The sequence below is a fragment of the Rhodococcus sp. P4_C10 genome, from assembly GCF_056402135.1.
In genome coordinates this window covers 34,316-50,795 of the sequence record NZ_JBFUHZ010000006.1, presented here as the reverse complement: position 1 = coordinate 50,795, position 16,480 = coordinate 34,316, and the positions used below count along the sequence as shown (strand labels likewise).

Here is a 16,480-nt window from a genome sequence, read left to right as displayed (position 1 = left end):
GCACCCACCTGCCGCCATCCACACTTTTCGAATAGGGAAACACCATGCAGCGCAGCATCTTCACCGAAGACCACGACGCCTTCCGCGACTCCGTCCGCCAGTTCATCGCCAAGGAGATCACCCCGAACCTGCCCGACTGGGAGGCCGCCGGTTCCATCCCCCGCGACTTCTACAAGAAGACCGCGGAGATCGGCATCAACGGCCTGCAGGTGCCCGAGCAGTACGGCGGCGGCGGCATCGACAGCTTCCTGTTCAACACCGTCGTCTACGAGGAGATCGGTTACGCCGCAGCCTCTCTCGGCGGGTTCCAGGTACACCTGAACACCGTGCTGCCGTACTTCCTCGAGTACGCCAACGAGGAGCAGCGCGACCGCTGGTTCCCCGGCTTCGCCGACGGCGGCCTGGTCAGCGCGATCGCCATGACCGAGCCCGGCATCGGTTCCGACCTGGCCGGCGTCACCACCACCGCCGTCCGCGACGGCGACGACTTCATCCTCAACGGCAACAAGACCTTCATCACCGGCGGCATCAACGCCGACCTGGTGATCGTGGTGGCGCGCACCTCGAAGGATCCCGAGAACCGCCGCAAGGGCCTGTCGCTGCTGGTCGTCGAGGGTGACATGCCCGGCTTCATCCGCGGTCGCAACCTGCACAAGATCGGCATGAAGTCGTCCGACACCGCCGAGCTGACGTTCGACAACGTCCGCGTGCCGGCCCGGAACCTGCTCGGCGAGGAGGGCAAGGCGTTCGGCATGCTCGCCCACAACCTGCCGCAGGAGCGACTCTCGATCGCGATCACCGGCCTGGCCACCGCCACCGCCGCCGTGAACCTCGCCATCGACTACGCCAAGGAGCGCCTGGTGTTCGGCAAGCCGCTGGCCGACTTCCAGAACACCAAGTTCGTGCTCGCCGAGTGCGCGACGGAACTGCAGGCCGGGCAGGCGCTGGTCGACCAGGCGCTGATCGCGCTGGACGCCGGCACCCTCACCCCCGCCGACGCCGCCAAGGTGAAGCTGTTCTGCACGGAGATGCAGGCCCGGGTCATCGACAAGTGCCTGCAGGTGCACGGCGGCTACGGCTACATGAGCGAGTACCCGATCGCGCGGCTGTACGCCGATGCCCGGGTCACCCGGATCTTCGGCGGCACCAGCGAGGTCATGAAGAGCGTCATCTCGAAGTCGATGGGCCTGTAGGCATCCCATCCGGCCCCGGCGGGCCACACCCCGTTCCCAACCCGGACGCCCCGCGCCCGGACCGCATCGAAGGATCATCGACATGCAGATCAAGGACACCAACGCCGTAATCACCGGCGGCGCATCCGGACTCGGACTGGCCACCGCAACCCGCCTGGTCGAGGCCGGCGCCACCGTCACCCTCCTCGACCTTCCCGGCTCGGCCGGGGCCGAGCAGGCCGCGGCGCTGGGCCCGGCCGCGCAGTTCGTCCCGACCGACGTGACCGACCAGGATGCGGTCGCCGCGGCGTTCGCCGCCGCCTCCGAGCGCGGCCCGGTGCGGTCCGTCGTGCACTGCGCCGGCCGCGGTCGGCCCATGCGCATCCTCACCAAGGAGGGCAAGGCCACCGACCTCGAGCCGTTCGAGTCGGTCATCCGGCTCAACGTCATCGGCACCTTCAACGTGCTGCGGTTCGCGGCCGAGGCGATGGCCAAGAACGAGCTGCAGGACGGCGACCGCGGCGTGTGCGTGCTGACCGCCTCCGTCGCCGCCTACGAGGGGCAGATCGGGCAGATCAACTACGCCACCTCCAAGGCCGGCGTGGTGGGCATGACCCTGCCCGCGGCCCGCGACCTCGCCGGCGTCGGGATCCGGGTGTGCACCATCGCGCCCGGCGTCTTCGCCACGCCGCTGCTGCTCAACGCCCGCGACGACATCCGTGACGCGCTGGCCGCCTCTGTCCCGCACCCGCAGCGCCTCGGCGAGCCCTCCGAGTTCGCCGCGCTGGCCGCGCACATCATCGAGAACGGCATGCTCAACGGCGAGACGATCCGCCTCGACGGCGCGATCCGGATGGCCCCGCGATGACCGACGCGGCACCCGCACCGGTCGTGTTGACCGAGCGGGTGGGACCGGTCCTGGTGATCACGCTCAACCGCCCGCAGGCCCGCAACGCGGTCGACCGTGAGGTCGCACAGGCGGTTGCCGCGGCGGTCGACCTGCTCGACACCGATCCCGGCCTGCGGGTGGGCGTGCTCACCGGATCCGGTGGAAACTTCTGCGCCGGAATGGATCTCAAGGCCTTCCTGCGAGGCGAAAGTCCCCGCGTGGAGGGTCGAGGGTTCGCCGGACTGGTCGAGGCCCCGCCGAGCAAGCCGCTCATCGCGGCCGTCGAGGGCAACGCCCTCGCCGGCGGCTTCGAGATCGTGCTGGCCGCCGACCTCGTCGTCGCCGCGCCGACCGCGACCTTCGGCCTGCCCGAGGTCCGGCGCGGCCTGGTGGCCGCGGCGGGTGGGCTGACCCGGCTGCCGGCGCGACTGCCCAGGGCAATCGCGCTGGAGATGGTGCTCACCGGCAAGGCGATGACCGCCGCGCAGCTGCACCCGCTCGGCCTGGTCAACCGCCTCGCCCCCGAGTCCGCGGTGCTGGCGGCCGCGATCGAGCTCGCCGAGGAGATCGCCGCCAACGGACCGCTCGCGGTCCAGGCCAGCAAGCGGGTCGTCGACGAGTCCCCCGCCTGGCCGGTTGCGGAGCACTTCGAGCGGACCCGGCAGATCGTGATGCCGGTGTTCGGCTCCAGCGACGCGCGGGAAGGGGCGGCCGCGTTCACCGAGCGCCGCGCCCCGGTCTGGACCGCGACGTGATCACCGAGAACGACAGAACAGGAACACACCATGCGTGATGCAGTCATCGTCGAAGCCGTCCGGAGCCCCGTCGGGCGCCGCAAGGGCGGCCTGGCGGAGGTCCACCCCGTCGACCTGTCCGCGACCGTCCTGAACGCGCTGCTCGACCGGGCGGGCATCGACGCCGGTCTGGTCGACGACGTCGTGTGGGGCTGCGTGGGCCAGGTCGGCGAGCAGGCCGGCAACATCGCCCGCAACGCCGTCCTCGCCGCGAACTGGCCGGAGTCGGTGCCGGGCACCACGATCGAGCGTCAGTGCGGCTCCAGCCAGCAGGCGCTGCACTTCGCCGCCGCGGGCGTGATCTCCGGCCAGTACGACATCGCGGTCGCCGGTGGCGTCGAGTCGATGACCCGGATCCCGATGGGATCGGCGCGACGCGTCGGCCTCGGCGATGCCAACAGCGACGCGATCAAGCAGCGTTACGGCGGAATCGAGTTCAACCAGATTCGCGGCGCCGAGTCCCTCGCCACCAAGTACGAGCTGAGCCGCACCTGGCTCGACGAGTACGCCCTGCGCTCGCACCAACGGGCTGCCCGCGCCCTCGACGAGGGGCGCTTCACCGGCGAGATCGCATCCGTGATCCTCCCGGACGGGACGAAGCTCGAGTCCGACGAGGGAGTTCGCCGCGCCTCGACCCTCGAGAAGCTGGGCCAGTTGGACCCGATCTTCCCCGAGGACGGCCGTATCACCGCGGGCAACGCATCGCAGATCTCCGACGGCGCGTCCGCGCTGCTGGTGATGTCCGGGGAGCGGGCCCGGCAGTTGGGGCTCACCCCGATCGCCCGGGTGCACACCGCGACGGTGGTCGGCGACGACCCCGTCACGATGCTGGCCGGTCCGATCCCCGCCACCGCGCGGGTGCTCGAGCGGGCCGGGCTGACCCTCGACGACATCGGCGCGTTCGAGGTCAACGAGGCGTTCGCCAGCGTCGTCGGCGCGTGGCTGCGAGCCACCGGGGCGCCCGAGGACCGGGTGAACCCCCTCGGCGGCGCGATCGCGCTCGGCCATCCGCTCGGCGGGTCGGGTGCCCGCCTGGCCACCACCCTCGTCCACCACATGCGCGCCGAGGGTGTGCGCTACGGACTGCAGACCATGTGTGAAGGCGGCGGGATGGCCAACGCCACCATCTTCGAGAACCTGGCCGCTTGTTGAGTGGCAGCGGGACAACTGGACGGACGGGTGGCACTGGTCGCCGGGGCGACCCGCGGCTGTGGGCGGGCGATCGCGGTCGAACTGGCCCGGGCGGGTGCGTACGTGTACGCGACCGGGCGCAGCAGCAGGGAGCACGGCCGCTCCGAGATCGACCGGCCGGAGACCATCGAGGGAACCGGCGACCTGATCGCGGCCGCCGGCGGCAGCGGCACCGCGTTGCGCGTCGACCACCTGGACGTGGGCCAGGTCGAGGCGCTGATCGACCGGATCCGGACCGAACGGGGACGACTGGACGTCCTGGTCAACGACATCTTCGGCGGCGACCGTTACGCCGAGTGGAACAAGCCGATCTGGCAGCACGACCTCGCCGGCGGGCTGCGCATGCTGGAGATGGGCGTGCACACGCACCTGATCACCCTGGCCCGGGCGATGCCGCTGGTCCTGGAGACCGGCGCCGGCCTCGTCGTGGAGATGACCGACGGCACCCACGAGTACAACCAGAACTACCGGCAGCTGGTCGGCCCCTACTACGACCTCGTCAAGGCCAACGTCGAGCGGATCATGACGGGCATGACCGCCGAACTCGCCGACACCGACACCACCTGTGTCGCAGTCACTCCCGGCTGGATCCGGTCGGAGGCAATGCTCGAGATCTACCGGGTGACCGAGCCGACCTGGCGCGACGCCCTCGTCGCGGAACCCGGCTTCGCCATCTCCGAGTCGCCCGCCTTCGTGGCCCGCGGTGTCGCCGCGCTCGCCGCCGACCCCGATCGCCGCCGGTTCGCCGGGCAGGTGCTCACCTCGCACGGGCTGGCAGTCACCTACGGCCACACCGACGTCGACGGCAGTCGGCCGGACTGCTGGGGACACATGGCCGCCGGCAGCCCCGAACCCGTCGACGACTGGCGCTGAGCGGGCTGGTCCTGGCGGCGAGTGGGGCTCGCACCGCCCGACTACCTCGGCGCACCGACCGGTCCGGTGGTGACGCTACGGCCGCAGCCCGCGCCGGAGCATCCACCACGCCCGCGCCGCGACCTCGCGGCGGGTCGGCTCGTCGGCCTCGATCAGGATGGCCGCGAACATCGCCAGCGCCAGGACGACGTCGCCCGCGTCCACGTCCGCGTGGACCGCGCCATCGCGGCGTGCACCGTCGAGCTTGCCTGCCAGCAGTTCGGTCAGCCGCCCGCTGACCTCGATGATGCGGGGATCGTCGGTGCCGATGGGGCGCACCATCGCGATGAACGCGGTCGAGGTGGTGACCTGCTCGACGAGCGCATCGAGGACGTCGTCGAGGGTGGACTCCGGTCGCAGGGCCAGCTCCTCGACCACGGCGATGTTCTCCTCGAACACCGCGAGGACAACACTGTCCCGGCTCGGGAAGTGCCGGTAGAGGCTGCCCTGGCCGACCCCGGCGGTGCGTGCGATCAGGCTCATCGGCACGTCGAACCCGTGCTCGGCGAACACTTCTCTCGCGGCGGCGACGATCGCGGCGCGGTTCTCCGCGGCGGCCTTGGGTCCTCGGTTGACCCGACGCACAGAGTTCACGCCCGCCAGCGTAATGACGCCGGGCACGCGGTCGCCCGCCGAGGCCGCCGTCGCGGCGGCGAGGCGGGTCCCGGCCCGCACTATTGACTCCGCCACCCGGTGTGACGCACACTGCATTTCCATCCGGACAGAGGTGTCCGGTTTGAGGGGAATCGAAACGTGAAGTCCTTGAACGCCGTTCGCGCGGCCGCCGGTGCGGCCGCCATGGCGCTGCTGCTGCCGGTCGTCAGCGACGCCGCCGCACCCCGACCCGACACCTCGGGTGTGGTGATCGAGTCGCACGAGGTCGGCCGGAGCATGGCCAAGTCTGCGGACTGCGGACCGGGCTCACGACCGGAGACGGGAATGCAGGGCGACGTGCCCGCGGCCGACCGGGACAGTGGGCGCAGCACCGAGGGCTACAACTGCAACATCTCCCGGGTCGGCGGGTTCGCCGGCCGCGGCGCCGGCATCATCTCGGCCAGCTTCGACCACTGCGCCTACCTGGGCACCATCTTCCCCGGCGACCTGCTCGGGCCCGCCCCGGGCGTGCAGGTCCTCGACGTCTCCGACCCCGCGAACCCGGTGCCCACCGTGAACCTGACCGAGCCGGCCATGCTCGCCGGTACGTGGGAAAGCCTGAAGGTCCACTCCGGGCGGAAGCTGTTGGTGGGCACCGGTGTTCCGGCGCTCACCGGCTCCGGCCTGCTCTCGGTGTACGACATCTCCGACTGTGCACGCCCGAGACTGCTCAACCCGGGAACCGGCACGAACCTGCAGATGCCGCTGCCCATCACCTCCCACGAGGGCGGGTTCTCACCCGACGGCATGACCTACTGGTCCTCGGGGGTGGTCCCGGGACTGGTCAGCGCGGTCGACCTGACCGACCCCGCCAACCCGCGGGTGATCTGGCAGGGCCTGTCCGGTCCGTCGTCACACGGCTTCGGCATGAGCACCGACGGCAACCGGATGTACCTGGCGGACAACGCCGGCGGCCTCAGGGTCCTCGACACCAGTGCGGTGCAGCGCCGCGACCCGAATCCGCAGGTGCCGGTGCTGGCCCAGATGACGTGGACCGACGGATTCGCCACCCAGCACAGCGTCCCGGTGACCTACGACGGCCACCCGTACCTGTTCACCGTCGACGAGGCCGCGTCCGGCGGGGTCAAGCTGATCGACGTCGCCGACGACGCCAACCCGAAGATCGTCGGTGGCATCAAGCTCGAGATCAACCTCCCCGAGAACATCGACAGCCAGATGGCGTCGGCCTCGGGCGGATCGGCGTTCGCCTACGACTCGCACTACTGCACGGCGGACCGGCCCGTGGATCCGACGGCCCTCGCCTGCGGCTGGGCATCCTCGGGCATCCGGGTGTTCGACGTCCGAGATCCGTTCGCGGCGAAGGAGATCGGCTACTTCAATCCGCCGGCCATGACGGGCCGCAACCTGGAGCGCTGGAACTCGCCACACGCCTTGGCATCGATCCTCGGATACCCCGCGCTCGCCGCACTCGCCGTGCCGGCGGCCAAGGATCGCGGAGAGTTCGATCCCGCCCAGGCACAGAGCAGGCGCACCGGCATGACCCTCGGCGGCGACCTGTCCACCGACTGGTGCATGTCGCCGCCGGAGTGGCGCGGCAACGACCTCTGGGTCACCTGCTCCGACAACGGCTTCCTCGCCCTGCACCTCGACGAGGACGTCTACACCCCGCCGGCGAACCAGCGGTCGACCCTCGGGTCATGACGAGGTCCACCCTCGTGCGCGGGGTCGCGTTCACGTCGCTGGCAGTGCTGCTGCTGGTGATCGGCGCGGCCCTGCGGCCGTTGGTCGCCCCCGCGGACCCGCCCGTCGCCGACCCGGTGCTCAGCGCCACCGAGATCGGCTTCGTCCAGGACATGGCGGCCCACCACCAGCAGGCCATGCAGATGGCGCAGCGCCTCGATCCGGGCGTCGACCCGGGTATCGCCGCCCTGGCCCGACAGATCCACGACAGCCAGTCCGTGGAGATCGGCATGCTCCTCGGCTGGCTTCGCCTCGCCGACGCGTCGCCCACCAACCGGCAGCCGATGTCCTGGATGACGGCGGATGCCGCTGGCGCACACCACCATCCGGAACCCTCGGCCGCATCCGACCCCTCGTCGGGTCTCATGCCCGGCATGGCGACCATGGCCGAACTCGACGCCCTCTCCGCCGCCCGTGGCCGCGACGCCGAGGTGCTGTTCCTCCAGTTGATGTACCGCCACCACCTGGGCGGCGTCGCGATGGCACAGGCCGCCGACGCGATGCTCACCGGCGGACCGGTCAAGCAGGCGGCTCGCGACATGATGGCGACCCAGCGACAGGAGGCAGGGCTGATGAGCGTCCTCCTGGCCCAGCGCGGCGGGCAACCGCTCCCTTAGGTGATCCGGCCGGCCGATCGGAGTCAGGGGCGACGCGCCGCCCAGGCGGTGCGGCTGCCCCGGACCGTCAGGTCGCCGCGGCGCAGGAGCGAGCCGGGGTTCTCGTCGTCCAGGAGGTGGTCGAGCGCGGCCAGGTCGTCGGCGTCCAACTGGCCGTCGAGGAACGCACGGATGCGGGTGAAGTAGGCGCGCGCATAGAGCCCCGTGCGCGGCGGTGCCGGGTTCGCATCGACGGCGAAGCTGCGTTGCCCGGCGACCTCGAAGCCGGCCCGGCCGAGGTGCGGCCGCCAATCCGGGTGTGCGTTCCAGTCCGCCTTGTCCAGCAGCTCGTGGCAGCGTGTCTCCAGCCCGGGCGTGCCCATCCCCAGGTCGTCCGGCAGGAAGCGCGGCAGCGCGTCCATCTCGACGACCACCAGCAGGCCGCCCGGATTCAGTGCGTCGTGGATCTCGCGTAGCACCCGGTCGGGGTCGGCGACCTCGTGCAGCGACGAGGCCGCCCAGGCGAGGTCCATCCCACCGACTGCGGCGGGCCAGCCGAGGTCGAGGTCGGCCTGCACGACGCGCATCCGCTCGGCCACGCCCTGCCCGCGGGCGGCCGCCAGGACTCGGTCGAGCATCACCGGCGACCGGTCGATCGCGATCACTTCGGATGCGGGGAACTGCCTCGCCAGCGCGAGGCTGCCGGTGCCCGTCCCCGCGCCGACGTCGACGACCGTGCTCGGCGCGTCGGGAGTGTGGCGTCCCAGCCACTCGGTCAGGTCGCCGAGGTACGAGCCGTGCACCTCGGCGTCCAGGTCCAGCAGGTCCGCCAGATCCGCGTCGTTGTGATGCCCGTGCCCGTGCCCGTGCTCGTGGCCGTGGCTTCGGTGGCGGTCGTGGTGGTCGTGCTGTGTCATGCCTCCACAGTAGGGCCGAAATGCGCAACAGGCATACCATCTTGCCTATGACGCAAGAAACCGATGTGGACGCCCTGATCCGCCAGCGCATCCGCGGACTGCGGCTGGCCCGGGGTTGGTCGCTGGACGCGCTCGCCGCCCGCTGCTTCCTGAGTCCCTCCACCCTCAGCCGCATCGAGACCGGGCACCGCCGGATCGCTCTCGACCAGCTGGTCCCCATTGCGCGTGCCCTCGGCACCACGCTCGATCAGCTCGTCGAGTCGGCCGACGACGAGGATGTGGTGATCCGGCCGCAGCCGGAGCACACGCGGGGGCAGACGATCTGGCTGCTCTCCCGCGAGGGCGCCCTGAACGGCGTGACCGTGGCGAAGATGCGCATCACCCCCGAGCGGTCGACCGGCGAAGGTCGGCTGGGCGTGCACCCCGGCCGCGAGTGGTTCACCGTGCTGTCCGGCACGGTGCGGCTGCACCTGGGTGAGCGGACCCTGTTGATCCAGCCGGGTGAGGCAGCCGAGTTCTCGACGATGGTCCCGCACGCCATCGTCGCGCACGACGGCCCCGTGGAGATCCTCACCATCTTCGACCGCGACGGAGAGCGGGCCCACCTACACACCTCGGACGACGCTCCGCAGCCGTGATCGTCCGTGCCCCAAGGAGACAGGACCGGTTGGTTACCGCCCGAGCGCGCGCAACTGGTAGAGCCCCGTCGTCACCGCAACGACCACGCCGTCGGCGTCGCTGACCGTCGACTCCAGGGTGAAGTCGGACTTTCCCGCCTCGTCCGCCTCCCGCGTGACGCGGATGATCGTGTCCTCGTCCAGCGTCGCCTCGGCGCGCACGTCCGACGTCGCCGGGCGCTTGAACGTGATCCTCAGGTCCTTCACCAACGGGTAGTAGCGGGTCCCGTCGAACGAGGCCACCGCGATCGCCCCACCGAGCATCTCCGCGACCGTGAACAGCACGCCCGCATACATGACGCCGAAGTGGTTGCCGTTCCCCTCGACCGGGACCATGCTCGACGCATACCCCCTCCTGGCCGAGGTCGCCCGCACACCCATGTTGTGCACCACCGGAATCGCCGTCTCGACGACGCCGTTCACGGCCTGGGCGAACTCGGAATCCTCACTGGTACCGGACATCTCTGTGGCGCCCCCTCTGATGGGTGGATCACGGCTGGACAGATCGTCGACGGCGGCCGGCCGCGGACGAACTGCGCGTCACGGTATCAACTTCGATGCCATCGGTCGGCGACAATGAGGTACTGCCACCGTTGGCAGATTCCCCCTTGGACACGCGGCCTTCCGGGTGTGCAATTGAGGAATGAACACCCTGGAAATCACACCATCCGAACGCCGCCGGACCGCGCGGGCAGCGGTAGAGGCACTGGGTCCTCAGCGCAGCGACCACGCCCTGGTCCGGGTCACCTGCCCGTCGAGTCATCGGGTGGCCACCGTCTACAAGACGCCCGAAGGCCCCGCACTGGTGTCCGGGGGCGGACCACACGCGCACGGCTCGCGCGACTTCGTCGACACCGCTCATCACGGAGACAGCCTGGGCTCCGAATTCGTCGACATGCTCGCGGCGACCGCGTTCGAGGACGACGCCGTCCCGGCCCGCTGCGCCTGCGGCCCGCACACCCTGTCGCGGCGCGAACTACTGCAGGCCGTCAAGTCACACACCCACGTCCTGCCGCTGCCCTGACCGGCCGGCCGCGGCCGCCCAGCCGAGACCTGGCTCGGGCGGCACCTCATCCCCCGCCACCGGAGAAGCCCCCGACACTCCGGGGGCTCCATCGCTTGCGCCAGTGTCACTTTCGGCGCGCCGAGACCAGCATCGGCTCGTGCAGGTCGTGGTAGGACACCTCCCCCATCAGCTTCCGCTCCTCCTCGAACAGCGAACGCAGGTCGTCGGGGATCTCCACCTTCTCGTGGGTGCGTGCGTCCGACTCGGAGGTGAAGTACACGGCCTCGACGTAGTCGCCGTCGGCGTCGGCCGCGAGGGTGCCGCCGATGATCTCCGGCCGCAGCCGGTGGACCTGATCGCCCGCCTGCGTCAGCACGTCCCGCAGCCGGCCCGCATCGGGCGTGTGCCCCTCCATGACCTGTACGAAACCCGCTTCGTCCGAGCCGCCACCCATCCACTCGGTGACGTCCGGGCAGTCCATGAAGGTGCAGGGGCCGTCGAAGCAGCGCTCCGTCTCGGCCCACCACACGCCCTGTTCCGGCCGCTCACTGTTCCGGCGAGCCGCGTCCGCGGACTCGAACCGGGCCAGCATGATGAACGTCCCGTCGTCGGACGTTCCGCAGGTGAAGCCCAGGTAGCCGGTCGCCCCCGGCTGCAGTTCCTCGGTCCAGCGGTCCATGCACCGGCGCAGGCCCGCCTCGTCCGCAACCTTTCCCTGAATGACTTGGATGAACATGTCTGCCTCCTCGGGCGGGGCAACGCGGCCCCGCCGTGAGTGCGATCTCCGGCGGCCGGGACGTCGCGGTCCACCGTTCAGCGGGCACCACACGGCCCGCGGCAGCGGCCACCACAAGACCAATCCTTCGCGCAGGCCCGAGCCGATGCAAGGGCTCACGGACCGTGAGTCAGCTCGACCGCTCGTGAGCGCACTCGCCCAAGGGAGCAGCCTCCGAAAATGCTGTGCCGAAACCACTTCCGGCGATCGCGACAACCGGGAGACGCAGCCGAATCTGCCGAGCGAGTGCGCCGCCGCAGGCCCGCTGCCACCCAGCGCTACGATGCGCTGCCGGTGCCGAACGGCGACTCCAGGACGTCGAATGCCATTGTGGTAGTGGCGGGATCGCCGACCGGCGGAGCGAAGGTGAGGACTGCGACATAGCGGCCGGCCTCGTGCACCGAGGTGGCCACTGTCGCACCACCCAGCGTGAGCGCTGCCGTCAGCGTGCGATGGTCGCCGTCGGGTTCGGTGATGTCGATGACGACCGGGGTGGATCCGGCCGCACCGACGGGGCTGGGGGCGACCACGACCGCAAGGGTCGTGACGGTGTCGGAGTAGATGGTTCCGATCGGCGGCACGGCGGTGATCTGGTAGCTGGTTGCCGCCGACGCCGCGGGCGCAAGGGCAAGGCAGGCTGCGCCGGCAAATGCGAATACGGACAATGACTTTCGAGTCATACTCATACGAAATCCCTACTGTCGGCGGCCCTGCTTCGAGTCATGGAAAGCGCCCCCTGAGGGTATGGCAGCACGCCAGATCCCGCCGAGTTCGACACTCCACCCCGGAGCCGCCCAAATCAGGTGAGACCGAGAGCATCTCGACCCCGCATCAACCTGCCCCGCGACGGCGCGAGTCGTTCAAACTGCAATCAATTATGAGGAATGACCTGACCCGGAACGGAATCCGCAGTCCCCGGCACGCGGATGCGGGCGGCCACAGCCCGGCCCTGGCGACGGCATCTCGGACGACCGACCGGCTGCCCTGCCGACTGAATTCAGGACCGCCCGAAGCGGGGCCGACCGCCCCTCGCCACGGCCTCCGGGAGGCCGGCACCAGTGCGGATATAGCGTTATGTGATGAAGGCCACATAATGCCCCGGAGCACTGCAAACCCGGCGCGGTGAACCTCAAAGCATAGACCCGCCGTAGACGCGGCGGCCGCGAGGTGGCACTCTGTAGTCGAGACCGGGATCCTCGACCTGAGGTTCGGCTCGCAGTAACAGGAGTAAAAAAGTGGCACAAGGCACCGTCAAGTGGTTCAACGGCGAAAAGGGCTTCGGCTTCATCGAGCAGGACGGTGACGGACCCGACGTGTTCGTGCACTACTCCGAGATCCAGGGCAGCGGCTTCAAGACCCTCGACGAGGGCCAGCGCGTGGAGTTCGAGATCGGCCAGGGCCAGAAGGGCCCGCAGGCCACCGGCGTTCGCACCGTCTAAATAGCGACTTCGTCTAGGGGACCTCGCCGACTCGGCGACGCGTCCACCTGACCACCGAAGGGCGCCTCCGTTCACGGAGGCGCCCTTTGCGTTGTCCGCATCCGCCCCCTGAGCGCACACCCCGACAGGGTAACTGGGACGGGCGTACAACTGTCCGACTCATTCGTATCATCCGCATGGTTAGAACATGTTCTACTTTCTCTCAAATCTCCGCCCATCACCACCTGAGAGACCGGTATACCCATGCCTCGATCCAGCCTGCACCGCACCACCGCGCCCCTCGGCGTCGTCGCCCTCACCGCAGGACTCGCACTGATCGGCGCCCCCGCGAACGCGGGCACCGTCAACTTCCAGACCGCCTGCCAGGCCACCCCCTCGAAGTTCGCCGGCCCCCAGCACCAGGTCGCCGCCGCGTCCGTCACGGTGACCGCCCCCGCCACCGTCGCCCCTGACGAGACGTTCACGTACCGGATCCAGCACGGTCCCGGCTCCTACCCGGACTCGCAGTCCGGCGGCACCACCACCAACCTGTCCCGGATCAAGTTCGACTTCGAGATCCCGGCCAACACCACCCTGGTGAGCGCCACCGTGGTGCCCGGTACCGGCGCCAACCTCGACAACATCGCCCCCAACGTGCTGCGCGTGAACAACGCGGGCAGCGTGGACGCGAACGGCCCGATCCTGCGGCTGTCCGGCAACAACGAGGTGATCGGCAACAGCCCGAGCAGCAGCGGTGACAGCGAGGGCGGCATCCGCGCGCCCAAGTGGAAGAAGAACCTCGACGGCTCCGCCAACTCCGGCGGCAACAGCGTCTTCCAGCTGCCCGCGGTCGATGTCACCGTCACCGCCGTCGCCCCCGGAACCATCACCCCGAAGCTGCGTACCAGCGGCAACGCCGCCGGCTACAGCGCCGACGAGAACTACAGCACCTCGCTGGCCAAGGCGTCGGCACCGGTCGTCGGCACCGTCTGGGCGCCCACCCGCTGCGTGCCCCGGGACAGCCAGGGCGGCGCGCTCAACGCCGGCGCCAAGCCGCTGGCCACGATTCAGGTCGTCGCGCCCGCCGTGGACACCACCACCACGCTGACCGCGCCAGCCGACGCCACGATCGGCGCCGCCGTCACCCTCTCGGCCGAGGTCGCACCCGCCCCCGCGGGCGGCACCGTCCAGTTCAAGGACGGCAACACCAACATCGGCGCACCGGCCACGGTCGTGGGCGGCACCGCCGCGCTGCGCCACACCTTCGCCACCGAAGGCGCGCACACCCTGACCGCCGTCTTCAACGGCACCGACGGGTTCACCGGCTCGACCTCCGCGGCCCAGACCGTCAACGTCGCGCCCGCCGCGGTCGTCGCCGCGCCGACCGCGACCACGCTGACCGTGCCCGCCACCGCGACCTCCGGGTCCGCGGTCGCCCTGTCCGCGACGGTCTCGCCCGCACCCGAGGGCGGCACCGTCCAGTTCGCCGAGGACAACACCCCGATCGGCGCGCCCGTCGAGGTCGTCGGCGGCGTCGCCACCCTGGCACACACCTTCGCCGGCGCAGGCCACCGCAACATCACCGCGTCCTACCAGGGCTCGCTCGGCTTCGCCGCCTCGCAGTCGGCCTCGGCCACCGTCGACGTCAGCGCCCCGGCGCCGTCCGACGTCGCGACCGTCACCAAGGTGACCGCCCTGCCCACGGCCACCGTCGGCAAGTCCGTCGACCTGTCCGCCACCGTCTCCCCCGCCTCCGCGGGCGGCACCGTCCAGTTCATGGACGGCACCGACAAGATCGGTGGACCGGTCACCGTGGTCAACGGCGCGGCGATCCTGCCACACACCTTCACCACCGCGGGTGGCCATTCCGTCACCGCCGTCTACAGCGGTGCGGCCGGCTACGTGGCCTCCACCTCCGCCCCCTTCGCCGTGACCGCGTCCGAGGCGGGCGACGGGGCCGGCGGCACCGGTTCCGCCTCGCTGCCGTTCGGCTCGTGACCACCCGCCACCCTCGCACCACCACCTCAGGAGTACTCATGTCGCACGCGCCCATGCGCCGCGCAGTGGCGGTCCTCGCGGCCGCCGGGATGGCCACCGGCGGGCTGTTGTTCGCCGCCCCCGCCTCCGCCGCACCCACCAACACCGACTTCACCGCCGCCTGCTGGGGCAAGTTCAAGAGCCTGCTCGACACCACCGACAAGACCATCGCGGCCGGCGTCACGGTCGACGCCCCGGCCACCGTGATCACCGGTGACACCTTCACCTACCGGCTGCAGCCGAAGGCGATGACGCTGCCGGGCAAGGGCGAGAACCTGCGCAACCGCGCCAGCGTCTCGCGGCTCAAGTTCGACTACGAGATCCCCGAAGGCGCACAGTTGGTCTCCGCCGCCGTGGTTCCCGGCACCGCCGTGAACCTCGCCGGCAAGGCACCGTCCGTGGTGCGGGTCGCCGAGAACGGCAACCCGGATCCGGCCGGGCCGGTGCTGCGCCTTTCCGGCGGCAACGAGACCGTCGGGAACGGGCCGAGCAGTAACGACGGCGCCGAGGGCGGCATCGTCGTCAACGCCAGCGGTGACACCACCTACCGGCTACCGGCGATCGAGGTGACGGCCGTGGCCGGCCCCGTCGGATCCGTCGTGGAGCCGAAGGTCCGTACCGCCGGCAATGCCGGAAACTACAAGGCGGACGAGAACTTCTACACCTCGCTGATCCGCGAGAAGGACCCCGTCGCCGGCGTGTCCTACTGGTCCGCGACCCGCTGCTCACCGCGCGACAGCGGCGGCGCGGCGCTGAACGCCGGTGCCGGCCCGCTCGCGACGATCAACGTCGTCGCCCGCCCGGACACCGCCACCACCACCACGCTCGCGGCCCCCGCGACCGCGGACAACGGCGCGACCGTCGACCTCACCGCCACGGTGAGCCCGGCCACCGTCGGCGGCTCCGTTCAGTTCAAGGACGGCGACGTGAACCTCGGCGCACCGGTCGCGCTCACCGGCGGCACCGCGAAGCTCCCGCATGTCTTCGAGACCGACGGCACGCACACCGTCACCGCCGTCTACCTCGGCGCACCCGGGATCGCCGGGTCCACCTCCGCGGCCCGCACCGTCACCGTGAGCACCGTCGTCCGCGACACCACCACCGTGCTGACCACGCCGAGCCACGCCAAGACCGGGGTGGCCGTCAGCATTGCCGCGACCGTCGACCCGGCCCCGGCCGGCGGCACCGTCCAGTTCTTCGACGGCACCACCGCGATCGGCGCCCCCGTCGCCATGGCCGGTTCCGTCGCCACGCTGGCGCACGAGTTCGAGACCGCGGGCACGCACGCGATCACCGCGAAGTTCAACGGCACCAAGGGATTCACGGCGTCCACCGCCGCCGCCCGCAGCATCGAGGTGTCGGTCCCGGCGCCGAACGAGGTCCGCACCACCACCACGCTCGACGCCCCGGCCACCGCGACCGCGGGCCAGACGGCGACGCTCACCGCGACCGTGGCCCCGGGCCAGGCCGGCGGCACCGTCCAGTTCTTCGACGGCACCACCGCGATCGGCGCTCCGGTTCCGGTGACCGGCGCGACGGCGACGCTGACCCACAGCTTCACCGCGGTCGGCGCGCACGGCGTCACCGCCGTGTACAGCGGCGCGGCCGGCTTCCTCGGCTCGTCGTCGGACGCCTCGGTGGTCAACGTGACCGCCGTCGAGACCCCCGGCGGCGGCGGCTCGGCGGACGGCCTCTTCGGATCGTCCTGACCACACCGCACCACCTCTGATCCCGGGCAGCG

Annotated in this window: 17 protein-coding genes; 12 read left to right on the top strand and 5 right to left on the bottom strand. The window is 70.7% G+C overall.

Annotated features, from left to right (window positions below):
- The first annotated feature begins 44 nt into the window (after positions 1–44).
- The 5 genes from AC1DWC_RS04665 to AC1DWC_RS04645 all read left to right on the top strand — a co-directional run bounded on the left by AC1DWC_RS04665 (position 45) and on the right by AC1DWC_RS04645 (position 4,919).
- A complete protein-coding gene (locus AC1DWC_RS04665; protein WP_477837477.1) occupies positions 45–1,193 on the top strand; it encodes an acyl-CoA dehydrogenase family protein in 1,149 nt (382 codons plus the stop codon).
- 82 nt (positions 1,194–1,275) lie between these two features.
- A complete protein-coding gene (locus AC1DWC_RS04660) occupies positions 1,276–2,040 on the top strand; it encodes an SDR family NAD(P)-dependent oxidoreductase (protein WP_477837476.1) in 765 nt (254 codons plus the stop codon).
- A complete protein-coding gene (locus tag AC1DWC_RS04655) occupies positions 2,037–2,816 on the top strand; it encodes a crotonase/enoyl-CoA hydratase family protein (protein WP_477906377.1) in 780 nt (259 codons plus the stop codon). The genes AC1DWC_RS04660 and AC1DWC_RS04655 overlap by 4 nt, the downstream gene beginning before the upstream one ends.
- Before the next feature lie 30 nt (positions 2,817–2,846).
- Positions 2,847–4,007 carry a thiolase family protein gene (locus tag AC1DWC_RS04650; protein ID WP_477906376.1) on the top strand — a complete coding sequence of 387 codons (1,161 nt, stop codon included), beginning with the start codon at positions 2,847–2,849 and terminating at the stop codon, positions 4,005–4,007.
- Positions 4,008–4,919, top strand: coding sequence for an SDR family oxidoreductase (locus tag AC1DWC_RS04645; protein WP_477906375.1), 912 nt, complete (start codon positions 4,008–4,010; stop codon positions 4,917–4,919).
- A 75-nt stretch (positions 4,920–4,994) separates the two neighbouring features.
- Here the strand turns inward: AC1DWC_RS04645 and AC1DWC_RS04640 are convergent, their stop codons facing one another.
- Positions 4,995–5,552 carry a TetR family transcriptional regulator gene (locus AC1DWC_RS04640; RefSeq protein ID WP_477906374.1) on the bottom strand — a complete coding sequence of 186 codons (558 nt, stop codon included), beginning with the start codon at positions 5,550–5,552 and terminating at the stop codon, positions 4,995–4,997.
- Positions 5,553–5,756: 204 nt separating this feature from the next.
- On the opposite strand from AC1DWC_RS04640, the gene AC1DWC_RS04635 reads away from it, so the two are divergent.
- Both AC1DWC_RS04635 and AC1DWC_RS04630 read left to right on the top strand, forming a co-directional pair.
- The gene (locus AC1DWC_RS04635) at positions 5,757–7,274 is read left to right on the top strand and encodes an LVIVD repeat-containing protein (protein WP_477906555.1); all 1,518 of its coding nucleotides are present in this window, start codon (positions 5,757–5,759) and stop codon (positions 7,272–7,274) included.
- Complete coding sequence (locus AC1DWC_RS04630) at positions 7,271–7,930, top strand: DUF305 domain-containing protein (protein ID WP_477906373.1); 660 nt, start codon at positions 7,271–7,273, stop codon at positions 7,928–7,930. The genes AC1DWC_RS04635 and AC1DWC_RS04630 overlap by 4 nt, the downstream gene beginning before the upstream one ends.
- Before the next feature lie 23 nt (positions 7,931–7,953).
- Here the strand turns inward: AC1DWC_RS04630 and AC1DWC_RS04625 are convergent, their stop codons facing one another.
- The gene (locus AC1DWC_RS04625) at positions 7,954–8,826 is read right to left on the bottom strand and encodes a class I SAM-dependent methyltransferase (RefSeq protein ID WP_477906372.1); all 873 of its coding nucleotides are present in this window, start codon (positions 8,824–8,826) and stop codon (positions 7,954–7,956) included.
- A gap of 47 nt (positions 8,827–8,873) precedes the next feature.
- On the opposite strand from AC1DWC_RS04625, the gene AC1DWC_RS04620 reads away from it, so the two are divergent.
- Positions 8,874–9,464 (top strand): helix-turn-helix domain-containing protein, encoded by a 591-nt coding sequence (locus AC1DWC_RS04620; protein ID WP_072843303.1) that lies wholly within the window; start codon positions 8,874–8,876, stop codon positions 9,462–9,464.
- A 33-nt stretch (positions 9,465–9,497) separates the two neighbouring features.
- Here AC1DWC_RS04620 and AC1DWC_RS04615 read toward each other — a convergent pair whose 3' ends face one another.
- Complete coding sequence (locus AC1DWC_RS04615) at positions 9,498–9,965, bottom strand: PaaI family thioesterase (protein WP_477906371.1); 468 nt, start codon at positions 9,963–9,965, stop codon at positions 9,498–9,500.
- 181 nt (positions 9,966–10,146) lie between these two features.
- Here AC1DWC_RS04615 and AC1DWC_RS04610 point away from each other — a divergent pair, with 181 nt between their 5' ends.
- Positions 10,147–10,527, top strand: a complete 381-nt coding sequence (locus tag AC1DWC_RS04610; RefSeq protein WP_072843305.1) for a hypothetical protein — start codon at positions 10,147–10,149, stop codon at positions 10,525–10,527.
- A 106-nt stretch (positions 10,528–10,633) separates the two neighbouring features.
- On the opposite strand, the gene AC1DWC_RS04605 is transcribed toward AC1DWC_RS04610, so the two are convergent.
- Both AC1DWC_RS04605 and AC1DWC_RS04600 read right to left on the bottom strand, forming a co-directional pair.
- Complete coding sequence (locus AC1DWC_RS04605; protein ID WP_477906370.1) at positions 10,634–11,245, bottom strand: hypothetical protein; 612 nt, start codon at positions 11,243–11,245, stop codon at positions 10,634–10,636.
- Between the two features lie 317 nt (positions 11,246–11,562).
- Positions 11,563–11,970, bottom strand: coding sequence for a hypothetical protein (locus tag AC1DWC_RS04600; protein WP_477906369.1), 408 nt, complete (start codon positions 11,968–11,970; stop codon positions 11,563–11,565).
- 549 nt (positions 11,971–12,519) lie between these two features.
- On the opposite strand from AC1DWC_RS04600, the gene AC1DWC_RS04595 reads away from it, so the two are divergent.
- From AC1DWC_RS04595 to AC1DWC_RS04585, 3 genes are all read left to right on the top strand, one after another.
- Positions 12,520–12,723 (top strand): cold-shock protein, encoded by a 204-nt coding sequence (locus tag AC1DWC_RS04595; RefSeq protein ID WP_072843309.1) that lies wholly within the window; start codon positions 12,520–12,522, stop codon positions 12,721–12,723.
- Between the two features lie 243 nt (positions 12,724–12,966).
- Positions 12,967–14,700: an Ig-like domain-containing protein gene (locus AC1DWC_RS04590; RefSeq protein WP_477906368.1), complete on the top strand. Its 1,734-nt coding sequence runs from the start codon at positions 12,967–12,969 to the stop codon at positions 14,698–14,700.
- Positions 14,701–14,738: 38 nt separating this feature from the next.
- Positions 14,739–16,448 carry an Ig-like domain-containing protein gene (locus AC1DWC_RS04585; RefSeq protein ID WP_477906367.1) on the top strand — a complete coding sequence of 570 codons (1,710 nt, stop codon included), beginning with the start codon at positions 14,739–14,741 and terminating at the stop codon, positions 16,446–16,448.
- The last annotated feature ends 32 nt before the right edge of the window (positions 16,449–16,480 follow it).